The following is a 16,552-nucleotide window of genomic DNA, read 5'->3' as shown; positions in this document are numbered from 1 at the left end:
GAAAAATCGTCCCATCCGTTGAGCGCCAAGGTTTCCGTCGTCAATTGAGGGATCGTTTCACCCGTATGGATTAAAAGAGCGCAGCCCTCCGGAAGGGGCCGCCCGAGGCCCCCTACGGTCGCCGAATGATGAGCAGTGGCCCGGAGACCTCGACCCGCACGACCGGCGCACACCGGGCGCACCGCGAGGTGCGTGACCGTGGGGCCGCTCGCGCACTCGCGAAGCGGCCGCCCGCGCCGTACGAGCCGTACCTGGACGGGCTGTTCACCTACTGCCTGTCCGTGCTGTGCGATCACGACGCGGCGACCGCCGCCCTCGCCGATGTCCTCGCCGTCGCCGAGCGCCGCGGCCGGCACGTCCCCGACGCCCCCGGCGAGCGCAAGGCCTGGCTGTACGCGCTAGCCCGCTGGGCCTGCCTGTGCAAGCTGACCGAGGCCAAGCAGAAACGTCAGACCACGCACGCCGCGGGCCGTACCGGCCGGCCGCGCCCGGCCCGCCCGGCCCGCACCGCCTCCGCGCCGCCCGTCTCCGAGGAGGTCCAGGAGCAGCGCCGGCGCGAACTGGCGCTGCTGGCGTGGCCGGAGGCCGCCGGCACCACCCCGGAGCAGCGCGAGGCGCTGGAGCTGGCCGTGCGGCACAAGCTCGGCGCCGGCGAGGTGGCCGCCGTGCTCGGCATGGAACCGGCCGCCGCGCACGATCTGCTCGCCTCGGCGGCCTGCGAGGTGGAGCGCACCCGGGCGGCGCTCGCCGTCGTCGAGACCGGCAGCTGTCCGGGCGTAGCGCATCTCACCGGCGATCACCAGCTGGTGCTCAGCAGCGCCGTGCGCCGCGAGCTGGTCCGGCACGTCGACGACTGCCCCCGCTGCCGCCGTACCGCCGAGCGGGCCATCCCCGGCCGCTGGCCCGGCACCACGGTCACCCCCGACGCCCTGCCCGTGCTGCCCGCGCCCACCGCGGCGCTGCACGCCGCCATGGCGCACCACCCGCGCGGACGCACCGCCGCACCCCGCTTCGACCGGCGCGGCTTCCCCATGGACCCCAAGGACCGCGCGGCCCGCCGGGACCGGCTGCGCGCCCGCGCGGTCACCACGACCGTGGTGGCCACCGTCGTCGCCGCGCCGGTGCTCGCCCTGTGGGCCGCCTACCGGGGCACCCCCGTGGGCGAGGCGCAGGACGGCCGCTCGGCCTCCGCGCGGGAGGCGGACGGCCCCGTCGACCTGGACGGCGAGGGAGCGGGCGGCTACGAGAACGCCGGCAACGCCAGCACCCAGCCCGGCGCGCGCTTCGGCAAGAAGGACAAGGAGGCGAAGGCGGACGTGTCCGTGGAGGTCGTCGACGTCACGGGCACCGGGCAGCAGGGGGCGGCCGCGCTGGACGTCACGGCCGGACACAGCGGCGACACCACGCTGATCACCCTCACCGCCACCGGCACCGTCCCCGTGCGCTGGTCTGCGTCGACCGGGGCGTCCTGGCTCTACCTCAGCCAGTCCTCGGGCCTGCTCCAGCCCGGCGAGTCCCTGACGATCAAGGTGTACGTCGACCAGCTGCGCGAGCCGTCCGGCCACTGGAGCGCGCGGGTGGCGATCGCCCCGGCGGGCGTGGTCGTCACCATCGACGGCTACGGCCCCGTCCCCAGCCCCTCCGCCCCCTCGACGCCGACCGGATCGCATCCCGGCCACCCCGGCGGGCCGGGCACCTCCCACCCGGGCACGCCCAGCAGCCCGCCGCCGTCCTCCTCGGACCCGGAACCGGACCCGACGAGCCCTTCGCCGTCGGAGCCCGAACCGAGCGAGCCGCCCGCGACCTCCCCGGACCCCGAGCCGGGCACCGGCGATCCGGCCGACGACGTCCCCACGGACCCGGTGCCGCCGTCGGACGATGCCGGCACCCCGGATCAGACGCCCTGACGCCGTCACGGCCCTGCGAGCACGAGGCGACGGCGTCACATCAGGCTTGGGGGTCGGTGTTCCGGAGCTCAGTGCTCTGCGCCGGATCGGTCGCGGGCTCCAGCGGCGGGTCCGCCGGGTGGGGTGCCAGCAGGGGCAGCTGCGAGGCCAGGCGCTCCTCGCACAGCTCGACCAGCCGGTCGTAGCCGGCCTTGCCCATCAGCTCGGTCAGTTCGGCCCGGTAGGAGACGTACACCGGCTCGCCCGCGCCGTGCGCCGAGGTCGCCGAGGTGCACCACCAGTGCAGGTCATGACCGCCCGGCCCCCAGCCGCGCCGGTCGTACTCGCCGATCGACACCTGCAGTACCCGGGTGTCGTCGGGGCGGTCGATCCAGTCGTAGGTGCGCCGGATCGGCAGCTGCCAGCACACGTCCGGCTTGGTCTCCAGCGGCTCGCGGCCCTCCTTCAGGGCGAGGATGTGCAGCGAGCAGCCCATGCCGCCGGGGAAGCCCGGCCGGTTCTGGAAGATGCAGGAGCCCTGGTAGGGGCGGGTCTGGCGGTCGCCGTCCTCGTCCACGGACACCCAGCCGTTCCTGGTGCCCTCGGCGTGGTGCTGCCAGATGTCCGGTGTGAGACGTGCCACATGCTCGGCGACCCGCTTCTCGTCGTCCTCGTCCGAGAAGTGGGCACCCAGGGTGCAGCACCCGTCGTCCGCGCGGCCGGCCTGGATGCCCTGGCAGCCGCTGCCGAAGATGCAGTTCCAGCGAGAGGTCAGCCATGTCAGATCGCAGCGGAAGACCTGCTCGTCGTCCGCCGGATCAGGAAACTCCACCCAGGCGCGAGCGAAGTCGAGCCCCTTCTCGTCGTCCACGGGGGGCTCGGCCGCAGGAACCGCAGGCGCCGCGGTCTTCTGGGCTCGCTTGTCCTTCTTGGGCGATTTCGCGTCCTTCGCCTTTTTCGTCTTTGGCACCCGTCCAGGGTAAGTCGCCCGGACCGCGACTCCGCACCGCCGTGGGCAGTAGCGTTCCGTATATGAGACTTGGTGTCCTCGACGTCGGTTCGAACACGGTGCACCTGCTGGTGGTGGACGCGCACCCCGGTGCCTGCCCGCTGCCCGCGCACTCGCACAAGGCGGAACTCCGCCTCGCCCAGCTCCTCGACGGCGACGGGGCGATCGGCTCCGCCGGCGTGGAGCGGCTGGTCTCCGTCATCCAGGACGCCCTGACCGCCGCGGAGGACAAGGGCGTCGAGGACCTGCTGCCGTTCGCCACCTCCGCGGTGCGCGACGCGGTCAACGCCGACGAGGTGCTCGACCGGGTGCGTCAGGAGACCGGCGTCGAGCTCCAGGTGCTCACGGGTGAGGAGGAGGCCCGGCTGACCTTCCTCGCCGCCCGCCGCTGGTTCGGCTGGTCCGCGGGCAAGCTGCTGGTCATCGACATCGGCGGCGGCTCCCTGGAGATCGCCTACGGCATGGACGAGGAGCCCGACGCCGCGGTGTCGCTGCCGCTGGGCGCCGGCCGCCTCACCGCCGCCTGGCTGCCCGGCGACCCGCCCGCACCGGACGACGTCCGTGCCCTGCGGCGCCATGTGCGCACCGAGATCGCCCGCACCGTCGGCGACTTCAGCCGCCTGGGCGCCCCCGACCACGTGGTGGCCACCTCCAAGACGTTCAAGCAGCTCGCCCGGCTCGCCGGCGCCGCCCGCTCCGCCGAGGGGCTGTACGTGCAGCGCGAGCTGAAGCGGGAGTCCCTGGAGAACTGGGTGCCGCGGCTGTCCGGGATGACCGCCGCCGAGCGCGCCGAGCTCCCCGGCGTCTCCGAGGGCCGGGCCGGGCAGCTGCTCGCGGGCGCCCTGGTCGCGGAGGCCGCGATGGACCTCTTCGGCGTGGAACGCCTGGAAATCTGCCCATGGGCCCTCCGCGAGGGCGTGATCCTGCGGCGCCTGGACCACATGGATCAGGGCTAGGTGGCTCTAGGGGGTGTCCGCGAAGTCGCGTCGTCCGCCCGGAGGGCGGGCTCCGCGGCGTCCGGTGCGTGCTCTGGGGGTCCCGCGGCCGAAGGCTGGGGGAGTGCCGGGCGGACACCCAGGCCCGGCGGATCAACGGCCGGAGGCCCGTTGGGATCAGCCCTCGGGACCAGGGCCGGCGGCCCGTCGGATCACGGCCTGCGCCCCCTGGATCACATCAGGCGGACCTTGGATCAGGGGGTGGCCGGCCCGAGGACGGCCCCTTATGGCGTCCGCCACAAGGGTGATCGGGCGCCCGGCCCCCACCCGATGCCACCCCGTAACCTGTCCCTCATGGCCAAGCCCCTCGTGCGCGTCCCGGATGCGAAGGTCGCCCTGTCGACGGCCTCCGTCTATCCGGAGTCCACGGCGACGGCCTTCGAGATCGCGGCGCGGCTCGGATACGACGGCGTCGAGGTCATGGTGTGGACCGACCCGGTCAGCCAGGACATCGAGGCGCTGCGGCGGCTCAGCGACTACCACCGCATCCCGATCCTCGCCGTGCACGCCCCCTGCCTGCTCATCACCCAGCGGGTGTGGTCCACCGACCCGTGGACCAAGCTCCAGCGGGCGCAGGCGGCCGCCGAGAAGCTGGGCGCGAGCACCGTCGTGGTGCATCCCCCGTTCCGCTGGCAGCGGCAGTACTCCCGGGGTTTCGTGGAGGGCATCTGGCGGATGGCGAACGAGACGGATGTGAAGTTCGCCGTGGAGAACATGTACCCCTGGCGCTACCGCGACCGCGAGATGCTCGCCTACGCCCCCGACTGGGACGTCACCAAGGACGACTACCGCCACTTCACCATCGACCTCAGCCACGCCGCGACCGCCCGCACCGACGCCCTGCAGATGCTGGACCGCATGGGCGACCGCCTCGGCCATGTCCACCTCGCCGACGGCCGCGGCTCCGCCAAGGACGAGCACCTGGTCCCCGGCCGCGGCACCCAGCCCTGCGCCGAGGTACTGGAGCACCTCGGCCGCACCGGCTTCGACGGCCATGTGGTGATCGAGGTCAACACCCGCCGCGCCATGTCCAGCGCCGAGCGCGAGGCCGACCTGGCGGAGGCGCTGGCCTTCACCCGCCTGCACCTGGCCTCCGCCTGCTCACCGGCAGGGGTGCCGCACTCGTGACCGGCCTCACCGCGCCCGGCGGCGACGCGGACACGCCCGGCGGCGCCAAGGGAGCGGCCCGCCGCCGCGGCCGCCCCCCGCGCACCGAGTCCGCCGACACCCGCGACCGCATCCTCGACGCGGCCCGCGAGGTCTTCTCCGAACGCGGTTACGAGAAGGCGTCCGTACGGGGCATCGCCAAGGCCGCCGGTGTGGACTCAGCACTGGTGCACCACTACTTCGGCACCAAGGAGCAGGTGTTCGAGGCCGCGGTGGAGGTCGCCTTCGCGCCCGCCCTGGCGATGCGGGACGCGGTGGTCACCGGCCCCATCGAGGAGGCCGGCGAGCGGATGACCCGGATCCTGCTCGGGCTCTGGGAGAACCCGGTGACCCGGGCCCCGCTGCTGGCCATCGTCCGCTCGGCCATGAACAACGAGGCCGCGGCCGCCGTCTTCCGCCGCCTGGTCGCCGGCCAGTTGCTGCGCCACATCGCCGCCCGGGTCGACCTGCCGGACGCGGAGCTGCGCGCCGAGCTGGCCGCGGCGCAGCTCGTCGGCGTCGCGATGATCCGCTATGTGATCAAGGTGGAGCCGCTGGCCTCGGCGGACCCGGAGCAGATCATCCGGCGCGTGGCCCCCGTGGTGCAGGGGCACCTCACCGGGCCCTGAACGCCGACGCGGACGCGGGACCGCCGGCCCCGGGGGACCCGGGGAACCGAGCCCCGGGGGACCGGGAGAACTGAGATATGCATCCCGCATTCCGGACACCTTGTCCCGCCCTCTGGATGACCGGCGTACGCTCGACACAGCCGGACCTGTCCGGTCCGCACTCTTCGCAGAAGGTCTGAAGGAGCGAGCGACGATGCCCGAACTGAGGTCCCGCACAGTCACCCACGGCCGCAACATGGCGGGCGCCCGCGCCCTTATGCGTGCCTCGGGTGTACCCGGTGCGGACATCGGGCGGAAGCCGATCGTCGCCGTCGCCAACAGCTTCACCGAGTTCGTGCCCGGCCACACCCACCTGGCCCCGGTCGGCCGCATCGTCAGCGAGGCGGTGAAGGAGGCCGGCGGCATCCCCCGCGAGTTCAACACCATCGCCGTGGACGACGGCATCGCGATGGGCCACGGCGGCATGCTGTACTCGCTCCCGTCCCGCGACATGATCGCGGACAGCGTGGAGTACATGGTGGAGGCCCACCGCGCCGACGCCCTGATCTGCATCTCCAACTGCGACAAGATCACCCCGGGCATGCTCAACGCGGCCCTGCGCCTGAACATCCCCACGGTGTTCGTCTCCGGCGGCCCGATGGAGTCCGGCCGCGCCACCCTGGTCGACGGCACGGTCCGCACGCTGGACCTGGTCGACGCCATGGTCGAGGCCGCCAACGAGAACGTCTCCGACGCGGACGTGCTGCGCATCGAGGAGAACGCCTGCCCCACCTGCGGCTCCTGCTCCGGCATGTTCACCGCCAACTCGATGAACTGCCTGACCGAGGCGATGGGCCTGTCCCTCCCCGGCAACGGCTCGGTCCTCGCCACCCACACCGCCCGCAAGGACCTCTACGTCCGCGCGGCCCACACGGTGATGGACCTCACCCGCCGCTACTACGAGCACGACGACGAGTCGGTCCTGCCGCGCAGCATCGCCACCTTCCAGGCCTTCGAGAACGCCATGGCCCTGGACATCGCCATGGGCGGCTCCACCAACACGATCCTGCACCTGCTGGCCGCCGCCCAGGAGGCGGAGGTCCCCTTCGGCCTCACCGAGATCGACGCCCTCTCCCGCCGCGTGCCCTGCCTGGCCAAGGTCGCCCCGAACGTCGCCAAGGACCGCACGTACTACATGGAGGACGTGCATCGCGCCGGCGGCATCCCCGCCCTCCTCGGCGAACTGCACCGCGCGGGCCTGCTCAACGAGGACGTGCACTCCGTCCACAGCCCGTCGCTGGCCGACTGGCTGAAGACCTGGGACGTGCGCGGCGGCTCCCCGTCGGCGGAGGCCGTGGAGCTGTGGCACGCGGCACCCGGCTGCGTCCGCTCCGCCGAGGCCTTCTCCCAGTCCGAGCGCTGGGAGTCGCTCGACGAGGACGCCGAAAGCGGCTGCATCCGCTCGGTCGAGCACGCCTACTCCAAGGACGGCGGCCTCGCCGTGCTGCGCGGCAACCTCGCCGTCGACGGCTGCGTGGTGAAGACGGCCGGCGTCGACGAGTCCATCTGGACCTTCGAGGGCCCGGCGGTGGTCTGCGAGTCGCAGGAGGAGGCCGTCGAGAAGATCCTCACCAAGCAGGTCAAGGAGGGCGACGTCGTCGTCATCCGCTACGAGGGCCCCAAGGGCGGCCCCGGCATGCAGGAGATGCTCTACCCGACCTCGTACCTGAAGAGCCGCGGCCTGGGCAAAGCCTGCGCCCTGATCACCGACGGCCGCTTCTCCGGCGGCACCTCCGGCCTGTCCATCGGCCACGCCTCCCCGGAGGCGGCCTCCGGCGGCACCATCGCCCTGGTCGAGGACGGCGACCGCATCCGCATCGACATCCCCAACCGCTCCATCGAGCTCCTCGTCGACAGCACCGAACTCGCCCGCCGCGAGCAGGCCCTGAACGGCCGTTACGCGCCGAAGAACCGCGACCGCAAGGTGTCCGCGGCGCTGAAGGCCTACGCGGCCATGGCGACGAGCGCCGACAAGGGCGCGGTCCGGGACATCTCCAAGCTGGGCTGACCCGAGCCGACCCGAGCCGACCCAAGCCGGGCCGACCCGCAGCCGGAAGCCACGACGACGACACACACGGCCGAGGGCCGCCCCGTGATCTCACGACCTCACGGCGGCGGCCCTCACCCGTTTCCTCGGCCCGCCGTGACGCCCTGGTCCTCGGCCCGCCGTGACGCCCTGGCTGAGACCGCCTACCAGCCCGCCGGGTCGCGCCCGTCCACGGCGAACACGGTCCCGTCCGGCGCCGCGGCATACACCCGCCCGCCCTCGACCACCGGCGCCGGCAGCGACGGGGGCACCCGGTCCCCGTGCCTCCCTAGTCGCGCCGCGGTCTGTCCGGCCAGCCGCCCCGCCCTCGCGTCCACGGCGAGCAGCCGTCCGTCGGGCGCGGTGACGTACACATACCGCTCGTCGGCGGCCGGCACGGAGGTGCGGACCGCGCCGGTCTCCAGGCTCCACCGCTGCCGCAGCGCGCCCGTGTCGAAGGCCACGATCCTGCCGCCGGCGCCCGAGAGGTAGGCGGTGCCGCCCCGGACCATCCCCTGCGGCTGCTCCAAGGGGACGGGCAGAGCCGCGCGCCGCGTCCTGCGGGTGCCGGGCTCGTAGCGGACCACGGCCTGTGCCTTCCCGTAGACGGTGTCGACGGCGAGGAACACCATCGCCCCGTCCGCCGTCCCGACCGGCATCAGCAACCCGGTCATCCGCGCCTCCCAGCGCACTTCGCCGCTCTGCGGATCGACCGCCGTGACCCGGGTGTGCCTGCTGTCGAGGGACGTGTTGACCGCGTACCCCAGCGGGTCCCCGGGGAACGAGTGCAGCAGCACCGGCGCCGTGTGCCCCGGCAGCGGACGGCTCCACCGCTTGTCACCGGACGCGCTGTCGAGGGCGGTGACCGTGCCGTCCGCGCCCGTGAGCAGCAGCGTGTCCCCGGCGAGCACGCCGGTGTCGTGCACGGCGGCCTCCTGCCGCCACTTCGGCTCGCCCGACGCGGGGTCCAGCGCCACCAGGCCCCGGCGCAGGGTGAGCAGGGGGTGGACGAGCCCGCCCGAGAGGGCCGGCGGGCCGCTCGGTTCGTTCCGCACCGGGCGCCGCCACAGCACGTCCCCGTCGTCCGGGTCGAGCGCGACGACCGTCCCCCCATGCGTACACAGCAGCCGTCCCGCCCCGTGAGAGCACTGGGCGAAGCCCTGCTCGCCGGTCGGGGACGCCTCCCAGGGGGTGAAGGCCGCCGCGCTGGTGCGTGAGGCGGTCTTCTCGGGGGTCTTGTTCTCACCAGCGAAGAGCTGGAGTGAGGCGAGTCCGCCGGCCAACGCCAGCGCCAGCGCCCCGGCCCCCAGAGCGACCTTCCGCCCGGGACGCCGGACGGGGCGGCGGTCCGCCTCGGGGGCGGCGGGCTGTTCGGCAGGCTTCCCGGCGGGCTTCTCGCCGGGCTTCTCGGGGAGCTCGGCGGGTGCGGGGCCTTCGGCGGGTCCGTGGGAAGACTCCTCCGCGGGCTCCTCGGCCTGCGTCACGGGAGCGGCGGTCCCCATCCGCTGCGGCGGAATGAACGTCTGGGTGTCGTACGAGGCCGCGACCGACCGCAGTTCACGCATCAGCTCGTCGGGGGCCGGCCGGTCCTGGGGCTCTTTGGCCAGGCATCTGAGCACCAGCGGCGCCAGGTCGTCCGGCACCCCCGTCAGATCCGGCTCGTCGTGCACCACCTGGTAGGCGACGATGTAGGGGCTGTCGGAGTCGAACGGCCCCCGTCCGGTCGCCGCGTGCACCAGGACGGAACCCAGGGCGAAGATGTCGGCGGCGGGGCCCACTTCGCGGGGGCTGCGGAACTGCTCGGGCGCCATGAACGGGGGAGTGCCGATCAACTTGCCCGTCTCGGTGCGCAGTTCGCTGTCGCTGGGCCGGGAGATGCCGAAGTCGATGACCTTCGGCCCGTCCTCGGCCAGCAGCACATTGCTCGGCTTGAGATCCCGGTGCACCACACCCACCCGGTGGATGTCACGCAGCGCCTCCGCCAGGCCGGCCATCAGCCGGCGCAGCTGGGACGCCGGCATCGGCCCGTGCTGCTTCACCTGCTCGGCGAGCGTCGGCCCCGGGATGAACAGCGTGGCCATCCACGGCCGTTCGGCCTCCGGGTCGGCGTCCACGACCGGTGCGGTGAAGGCACCGCTCACCCGCCGCGCCGCCGCGACCTCCTGCCGGAACCGCCCCCGGAACTCCGGATCCCGCGCGAGGTCCGCATGCACGACCTTCACCGCGAGCTTCAGACCCGAGGTGCTGCGCGCCAGATGCACCACGCCCATGCCGCCGGAGCCCAGCCGTGACTCCAGCCGGTAGTGACCGGCGTACTCAGGAAGTTCCGCTTCCGCGCCCGCTCCGGCGTTCCGCTGTGGCGCCATGGAACCACCCCCGTGCTGTTCGTCCGCGCGCGCGAATCACGGAGCCTAGTCGATGAGACGTACGAGACCGAGGGGGCTTGTGGGGAGTTGTAGCCTTCGCATGCGAGATGCGAACGCGTGTTTCGTCCCGTGATCCAGGGGAATGAACGTGATCCCATGGCGGTCATGGGGCTCGACGGGGGAGGAACGACATGTCTGCCGACCGCATCGAAGAGGCCGAGCCGCGCACCGAGGAGGCCGTCACCACGACGGCAGCGGCGGCCGTCCGCTACTACCCGGTGGCACCGGGCGTCCGGCTGAACGTCCGCAGCGGTCCGGGCACGAGCTACCGCATCGTGCGCGTACTGCCGGTGGGCGCCAAGGTCCCGATCCACTGCCAGCGGCCCGGCACCACGGTGACCGGCCCCTACGGCACCAGCAAGATCTGGGACAACATCGGCAACGGCGAGTACGTCTCGGACGCCTATGTGAAGACCGGGCGCGACGGCTATGTGACCTCGCGCTGCTCCTGATCCCGCGGGGGCCCGCGGCCCGGCCGGCGCCATAATCGATGCGTGAGCGCAGTCAACGGCACCCCGGACCGCGCCGCGGGCACCCCGGACACCACCGGTGGCCCCCGGCCCGAACCCCTCCGCTTCTTCGGGACGACCAGCGCATCTCCCGCCGCTCGGGCAACCCGAAGAAGCGCCGCCGCGCCTGAGGGGCGCCTTCCACCACCCCACCTACCGCAGCAGACCCTCACACAGGGCAGCAGTCCCTTACACACGGCGGCGACCTGCCGTCGGTGACCGCACCCCCGTGCCGCCGACGGAAGGTCGCCGCCCTGTGCCGTATGCGCCAGTGCCGTACGCGCACCTGTGCCGTATGCACCGCCGCCGATCCCGGAACCCCGGGCCCCCCGTGCCCGGAACCCCGGGCCCCCGTGCCCGGAACCCCGGCCCCCCGTGCCCGGAGCCCCGGGCCACCGTGACCCGGGACCCCCGGAATCCCGGAATCCCGGAAGCCAAGACCGACCACGGGCCGCTTGACGGACCGCACCCGCGAGAGGATTATTCATCACATGATGAATTACTCTTCCGAGCCGCCCCGCCGCCCGGATCCGGACCCCCCGGCCGTGCGCGCCCAGGACCTCACCGTCGTCCGAGGCTCCCGGACCGTCCTGCGCAACCTCGGCTTCACCGTCCCGCGCGGCCAGATCACCGGCCTCCTCGGCCCCTCCGGCTGCGGCAAGTCGACCCTGATGCGCGCCGTCGTCGGCACCCAGGCCAAGGTCACCGGCACCCTGGACGTTCTCGGCCGCCCCGCCGGACACCCCTCCCTGCGCGCCCGCATCGGCTACGTCACCCAGGCCCCGTCCGTCTACGACGACCTGACCGTCCGTCAGAACCTCGACTACTTCGCGGCGATCCTCCACCCCGGCCGCGCCGCCGCCGGCCTGCGCCGCGAGAGCGTCACCCGCGCCATCGCCGACGTCGACCTCACCAGCCACGCCGACGCCCTCGCCGGCAACCTCTCCGGCGGACAGCGCAGCCGCGTCTCCCTCGCCGTCGCCCTCCTCGGCACCCCCGAGCTGCTCGTCCTCGACGAGCCCACCGTCGGCCTCGACCCCGTGCTGCGCCGCGACCTCTGGCAGCTCTTCCACGACATCGCCGCCGAGCGCGGCACCACGCTGCTGATCTCCTCGCACGTCATGGACGAGGCCGAACGCTGCCACCGCCTGCTCCTGATGCGCGCCGGCGAGCTCCTCGCCGACGACACACCCGACGCCCTCCGCGACCGCACCGGAGCCGACACCGTCGAAGCGGCCTTCCTGCACCTCGTCGACGCGGCGACCGCCGCGGGCCGCGCCAAGGAGACCACCTCATGAGCACCAGCACCCCCACCACCGCGAGCGCCCCCGCCGCCCCGATCGGCGCCCTCAACCTCTCCCGCACCACCGCGACCGCGGGCCGGGTGCTGCGCCAGCTCCGCCACGACCCGCGCACCATCGCCCTGATGCTTCTGGTGCCCTGCCTGATGCTCTTCCTGCTCCGCTACGTCTTCGACGGCAGCCCGCGCACCTTCGACAGCATCGGCGCCAGCCTGCTCGGCATCTTCCCGCTGATCACGATGTTCCTGGTGACCTCCATCGCCACCCTGCGCGAACGCACCTCGGGCACCCTCGAACGCCTGCTGGCCATGCCGCTGGGCAAGGGGGACGTGATCGCCGGCTACGCCCTCGCCTTCGGCACCCTCGCGATCGTCCAGTCCGCCCTCGCCACCGGCCTCGCCCTGTGGTTCCTGGACCTGGACGTCACCGGCAGCGCCTGGCTGCTGCTCCTCGTCGCCCTGCTCGACGCGCTGCTCGGCACGGCCCTCGGTCTGTTCGTCTCGGCCTTCGCGGCCTCGGAGTTCCAGGCGGTCCAGTTCATGCCGGCCGTGATCTTCCCCCAGCTGCTCCTGTGCGGCCTGTTCACCCCGCGCGACAACATGCACCCCGTCCTGGAGGGCATCTCGGACGTCCTGCCCATGTCCTACGCCGTCGACGGCATGAACGAGGTGCTCAGGCACACCGACATGACCGCCACCTTCGTCCGCGACGTGCTGATCGTCGCCGGCTGCGCCCTGCTGGTCCTCGGCCTGGGAGCGGCCACCCTGCGCCGCCGGACCCCGTAACGGGCGGGGCGCGAGCCGGTGCCGCAGCCGGCGGTGCCCCAGCGGGCCGGTGACACAGCCCGCCCCACCGTCCCGCCTGCCGGACACCGGCCCGCCCCGCACCGTCCGGGTGCGAGGATGAAACCGGACATCGCACACCCCGGAGGGCACCGCAGCCATGACCCAGAAAGTCGCAGTCCTCGGCACCGGCAAGATCGGCGAAGCCCTGCTCAGCGGAATGATCCGCGCCGGCTGGGCCCCCGCCGACCTCCTGGTCACCGCCCGCCGCCGGGAGCGGGCCGAGGAGCTCCGCACCCGCCACGGCGTCACCCCGGTCTCCAACCAGGAAGCCGCCAAGACCGCCGACACCCTGATCCTCACGGTCAAGCCGCAGGACATGGGCGCCCTCCTCGACGAACTCGCCCCGCACGTCCCCGCCGACCGCCTGGTCATCAGCGGCGCCGCCGGCATCCCGACCGCCTACTTCGAGGAGCGGCTCGCGGCGGGCACCCCCGTGGTCCGCGTCATGACCAACACCCCCGCCCTGGTCGACGAGGCCATGTCGGTCATCTCCGCCGGCAGCCACGCCACCGCCGAACACCTCGCCCACGCCGAGGAGATCTTCGGCGCCGTAGGCAAGACCCTCCGCGTCCCCGAGTCGCAGCAGGACGCCTGCACCGCCCTCTCCGGCTCCGGCCCGGCGTACTTCTTCTACCTGGTCGAGGCCATGACCGACGCCGGCATCCTGCTGGGCCTGCCCCGCGACAAGGCCCACGACCTGATCGTCCAGTCCGCGATCGGCGCCGCCACCATGCTCCGCGACAGCGGCCAGCACCCGGTGACCCTCCGCGAGAACGTCACCTCCCCCGCGGGCACCACCATCAACGCCATCCGCGAACTCGAGAACCACGGCGTCCGCGCCGCCCTGATCGCCGCCCTCGAAGCAGCCCGCGACCGCAGCCGCGAACTCGCCACCGGCAACAACGCCTGACCAACCGGGTGCCACTGCCCGCCGGCCCCGCAGTCCTACCCAGGCGCGGGGCCGAGCCGGGGAGCCCGCCTGGCCGCGGCCTACTTCGCCGCCGCGGCCAGCACCTCCTCCGTCGTCACTACGCGGGCGAACTGTCCCCCGTGCAGGGACACCGCCGTTGCTCGCGTCAGCTCGTCCGCCGTCAGTGTCCAGCCGAACGGGCCGGTCAGGTCGAAGGTGTGCATGGCGTCCAGCGGGAACAGCACGTCGTAGCCGAGGTTCCCGCCCATGCGCGCCGTCGTCTCGTTGCACATGTTCGTCTGGATGCCGGCGATCACGATCTGCCGCACCCCGGCACCCTTCTGGAGCAGCGAACGCACCCTCCCCGGCGTCCCGCCGTTCGAACTGCGCCGCACCGCCACCACCCCCGGCGACCCCATCCCCATGCCGGGCGGACTCACCCTCACCCCCGACCGCCCCCTCGACTGGCTCGCGGAGGCCGACCTGATCGTCGTCCCGGGACTGGTCGACCACGACACCCCCGTCGCCGAACCCGTCCTCGACGCCCTCCGCAGCGCCCACCGGGCCGGCACCCCGATCGCCGCCCTCTGCGCCGGCGCCTTCGTCCTCGCCCGGGCCGGGCTCCTCGACGGCCGACGCGCCGTCACCCACTGGCACCTCGCCCCGCAGCTCCAGGCCCGCCACCCGGAGATCACCGTCGAGCCCGACGCCCTCTTCATCGAGGACGGCAACCTCTGGACCTCGGCCGGCACCGCCGCCGGCATCGACCTCTGTCTCCACCTGGTCCGCCTCGCCCACGGAGCCGAAGCCGCCGCCACCGTCGCCCGCTCCATGGTCACCGCCCCCTTCCGCACCGGCACCCAGGCCCAGTTCATCCAGCACCCCACACCCCGCACCGACCGCGACGCCGACACCCTCGCCGCCGTACGCGAATACGCCCTGCGCCACCTCCACGAACCGCTCACCGTCGCCGACCTCGCCCGCCACGCGGGCATGGCACCGCGCACCTTCGCCCGCCACTTCACCGCCGCAACCGGCACCACCCCCCTGCGCTGGCTCCTCGACCAGCGCATCGCCGCCGCCCAGCGCCTCCTGGAACGCACCGACCTCCCCATGCCCGAGGTCGCCCGCCGCGCCGGCTTCGGCAGCGAGGTCACGATGCGCCAGCACTTCGCATCGCGCCTCGCCACCAGCCCCCGCGCCTACCGGGCCGCGTTCAGCGCCACCGCCTCCTCGACCGCGCCCTCACCGGCCCCCGCCGGCAGCAGGCCGATCGCCCGGTAGGCGGCGTCCACGACCGGCCGGGCGATCTCCCGCGCCCGCCGAGCACCCTCCCGCAGCACCCCCTCCACATATCCCGGATCCGCACACAGCTCCCGATGCCGCTGCTGCACCGGCCGCAGCACCTCGACCACAGCCTCCGCGGTGTCCTTCTTCAAAGCGCCGTACGACTCGTATACACCGGCCAGCTCCTCCGGGTTCCCACCCGAGCACGCGGCCAGGATCTCCAGCAGATTCGCCACCCCCGGCCGGGACTCCCGGTCGTAGACGACCTCCCGCCCGCTGTCGGTCACCGCCCGCATGACCTTCCTGCGCACCACGTCCGGCTCGTCCAGCAGATAGACGATCCCCGGCCCGACGTCCTCGCTCTTGCCCATCTTCGACGCCGGGTCCTGCAGATTCATCACCCGCGCCGCCACCGCCGGCGACGTCGCCCGCGGCACCGTGAAGGTGTGCCCGTACCGGTGGTTGAACCGCACCGCCAGATCCCGCGCCAGCTCGACATGCTGCGTCTGGTCGTCCCCCACCGGCACCTCGTCGGTCCGGTAGGCCAGGATGTCGGCCGCCATCAGCACCGGGTACGTCAGCAGCGACAGCCGCACGCTCCCGCCCCGCCGCTGCTCCCGCGCGGCCTTCTCCTTGTACTGGATCATCCGCCGCATCTCGCCGTCGGTCGCCACGCACTCCAGCAGATACGACAGCCGCGCATGCTCATCGACATGGCTCTGCACGAACAGGGTGCACCGCTCCGGATCCAGCCCCGACGCCAGCAGCAGCGTCGCCGCCTGCCGGCTCAGCCTGCGCACCCGCGCCGGATCGTGGTGCACGGTCAGCGCATGGAGGTCGACGACGCAGAACAGCGCATCGGCCCGGTGCTGGTCGACCTCGGCCCACCGCCGCATGGCCCCCAGGTAGTTCCCCAGCGTCAGATGCCCGGTCGGCTTGATCCCGCTGAAAACCCGCGTCATCTCGTCTCTCCCTCTCCTGCTCGTCGGATCGAGGCCGCCGTCCGGCCGACCGCCCCCGGAGTCCTGGGAGGAGAAACGAAAACGGCCGCCGGAGCGGCGACCGTTGAGTGCGTACGCAGCGACGGCCGCCGTCAGGCGGCCCACCAGAACTGGCAGTGCGTACGCGTCGTCATGGGGACAAGAGTACGCCCGGCGGGTGGGGTGAGCACGCGAGTTGACACGCCCCCAGGTGATCCGTAGTGTTCTCCGGGTTGTCCGATGTGAGCGCCGACTCCGGTCGGTCCCCGGACAGCCCTTCCGTGAGTACCACCACTGATCGACAGCAGTCGTTTGTCTGCCGTCGTGTCATCGGCATGCGTATTCGCGAAATGGAGGAATCCGCGTTCGAAAGGACGCAGGCCCCCGATTAGCTCGGGAGCCGGGAATCCGCTAAAGTCTCACTCGTCGGAGCGGCCCAACGGCCGTGAGGACGAACCCCGCTGACTGGGGGTCAGGTCGAGAAAACGATCTGATAGAGTCGGAAACACCGAAGGGAAGCGCCCGGAGGAAAGCCCGAGAGGGTGAGTACGAAGGAAGCGTCCG

At 72.9% G+C, this 16,552-nt stretch carries 13 protein-coding genes and 1 pseudogene; 10 read left to right on the top strand and 4 right to left on the bottom strand.

The window, feature by feature from the left end:
- The first annotated feature begins 125 nt into the window (after nt 1-125).
- Nucleotides 126-1,907, top strand: coding sequence for a BACON domain-containing protein (locus ABD198_RS18285; protein ID WP_344002690.1), 1,782 nt, complete (start codon nt 126-128; stop codon nt 1,905-1,907).
- A 40-nt stretch (nt 1,908-1,947) separates the two neighbouring features.
- Here the strand turns inward: ABD198_RS18285 and ABD198_RS18280 are convergent, their stop codons facing one another.
- On the bottom strand, nt 1,948-2,856 hold the full coding sequence (locus ABD198_RS18280) for a DUF3109 family protein (RefSeq protein ID WP_344002686.1): 909 nt from the start codon (nt 2,854-2,856) through the stop codon (nt 1,948-1,950).
- A gap of 62 nt (nt 2,857-2,918) precedes the next feature.
- Here ABD198_RS18280 and ABD198_RS18275 point away from each other — a divergent pair, with 62 nt between their 5' ends.
- The 4 genes from ABD198_RS18275 to ilvD all read left to right on the top strand — a co-directional run bounded on the left by ABD198_RS18275 (nt 2,919) and on the right by ilvD (nt 7,712).
- Complete coding sequence (locus ABD198_RS18275) at nt 2,919-3,851, top strand: Ppx/GppA family phosphatase (RefSeq protein WP_344002683.1); 933 nt, start codon at nt 2,919-2,921, stop codon at nt 3,849-3,851.
- 333 nt (nt 3,852-4,184) lie between these two features.
- Nucleotides 4,185-5,018 (top strand): sugar phosphate isomerase/epimerase family protein, encoded by an 834-nt coding sequence (locus ABD198_RS18270; protein WP_344002680.1) that lies wholly within the window; start codon nt 4,185-4,187, stop codon nt 5,016-5,018.
- A complete protein-coding gene (locus tag ABD198_RS18265) occupies nt 5,015-5,665 on the top strand; it encodes a TetR/AcrR family transcriptional regulator (protein WP_344002677.1) in 651 nt (216 codons plus the stop codon). The genes ABD198_RS18270 and ABD198_RS18265 overlap by 4 nt, the downstream gene beginning before the upstream one ends.
- A gap of 193 nt (nt 5,666-5,858) precedes the next feature.
- On the top strand, nt 5,859-7,712 hold the full coding sequence (ilvD, locus tag ABD198_RS18260) for a dihydroxy-acid dehydratase (RefSeq protein ID WP_344002674.1): 1,854 nt from the start codon (nt 5,859-5,861) through the stop codon (nt 7,710-7,712).
- A 182-nt stretch (nt 7,713-7,894) separates the two neighbouring features.
- Here the strand turns inward: ilvD and ABD198_RS18255 are convergent, their stop codons facing one another.
- Nucleotides 7,895-10,096, bottom strand: coding sequence for a protein kinase domain-containing protein (locus ABD198_RS18255; protein WP_344002672.1), 2,202 nt, complete (start codon nt 10,094-10,096; stop codon nt 7,895-7,897).
- A 191-nt stretch (nt 10,097-10,287) separates the two neighbouring features.
- Between ABD198_RS18255 and ABD198_RS18250 the strand changes: the two genes are divergently transcribed.
- The 4 genes from ABD198_RS18250 to proC all read left to right on the top strand — a co-directional run bounded on the left by ABD198_RS18250 (nt 10,288) and on the right by proC (nt 13,721).
- The gene (locus ABD198_RS18250) at nt 10,288-10,608 is read left to right on the top strand and encodes an SH3 domain-containing protein (protein ID WP_344002670.1); all 321 of its coding nucleotides are present in this window, start codon (nt 10,288-10,290) and stop codon (nt 10,606-10,608) included.
- A gap of 548 nt (nt 10,609-11,156) precedes the next feature.
- On the top strand, nt 11,157-11,963 hold the full coding sequence (locus ABD198_RS18240) for an ABC transporter ATP-binding protein (protein WP_344002668.1): 807 nt from the start codon (nt 11,157-11,159) through the stop codon (nt 11,961-11,963).
- Complete coding sequence (locus tag ABD198_RS18235; protein WP_344002666.1) at nt 11,960-12,751, top strand: ABC transporter permease; 792 nt, start codon at nt 11,960-11,962, stop codon at nt 12,749-12,751. The genes ABD198_RS18240 and ABD198_RS18235 overlap by 4 nt, the downstream gene beginning before the upstream one ends.
- A 157-nt stretch (nt 12,752-12,908) precedes the next feature.
- Nucleotides 12,909-13,721 (top strand): pyrroline-5-carboxylate reductase, encoded by an 813-nt coding sequence (gene proC / locus ABD198_RS18230; protein WP_344002663.1) that lies wholly within the window; start codon nt 12,909-12,911, stop codon nt 13,719-13,721.
- Between the two features lie 80 nt (nt 13,722-13,801).
- Here proC and ABD198_RS18225 read toward each other — a convergent pair.
- Nucleotides 13,802-14,059: pseudogene (locus ABD198_RS18225) on the bottom strand (isochorismatase family protein); the annotation flags it as partial.
- Here ABD198_RS18225 and ABD198_RS18220 point away from each other — a divergent pair.
- The gene (locus tag ABD198_RS18220; protein WP_344002660.1) at nt 14,025-15,005 is read left to right on the top strand and encodes a GlxA family transcriptional regulator; all 981 of its coding nucleotides are present in this window, start codon (nt 14,025-14,027) and stop codon (nt 15,003-15,005) included. The pseudogene ABD198_RS18225 and the gene ABD198_RS18220 overlap by 35 nt on opposite strands.
- Here the strand turns inward: ABD198_RS18220 and trpS are convergent.
- Entirely contained in the window at nt 14,924-15,970 is a 1,047-nt protein-coding gene (gene trpS, locus ABD198_RS18215) for a tryptophan--tRNA ligase (RefSeq protein ID WP_344002658.1), read from the bottom strand. The two genes, ABD198_RS18220 and trpS, sit on opposite strands and share 82 nt — an antisense overlap.
- Nucleotides 15,971-16,552: the final 582 nt, after the last annotated feature.

It is taken from the genome of Streptomyces thermocarboxydovorans (assembly GCF_039524635.1).
GTDB lineage: Bacteria > Actinomycetota > Actinomycetes > Streptomycetales > Streptomycetaceae > Streptomyces > Streptomyces thermocarboxydovorans.
This window is presented reverse-complemented; position numbering and strand designations above follow the sequence as displayed.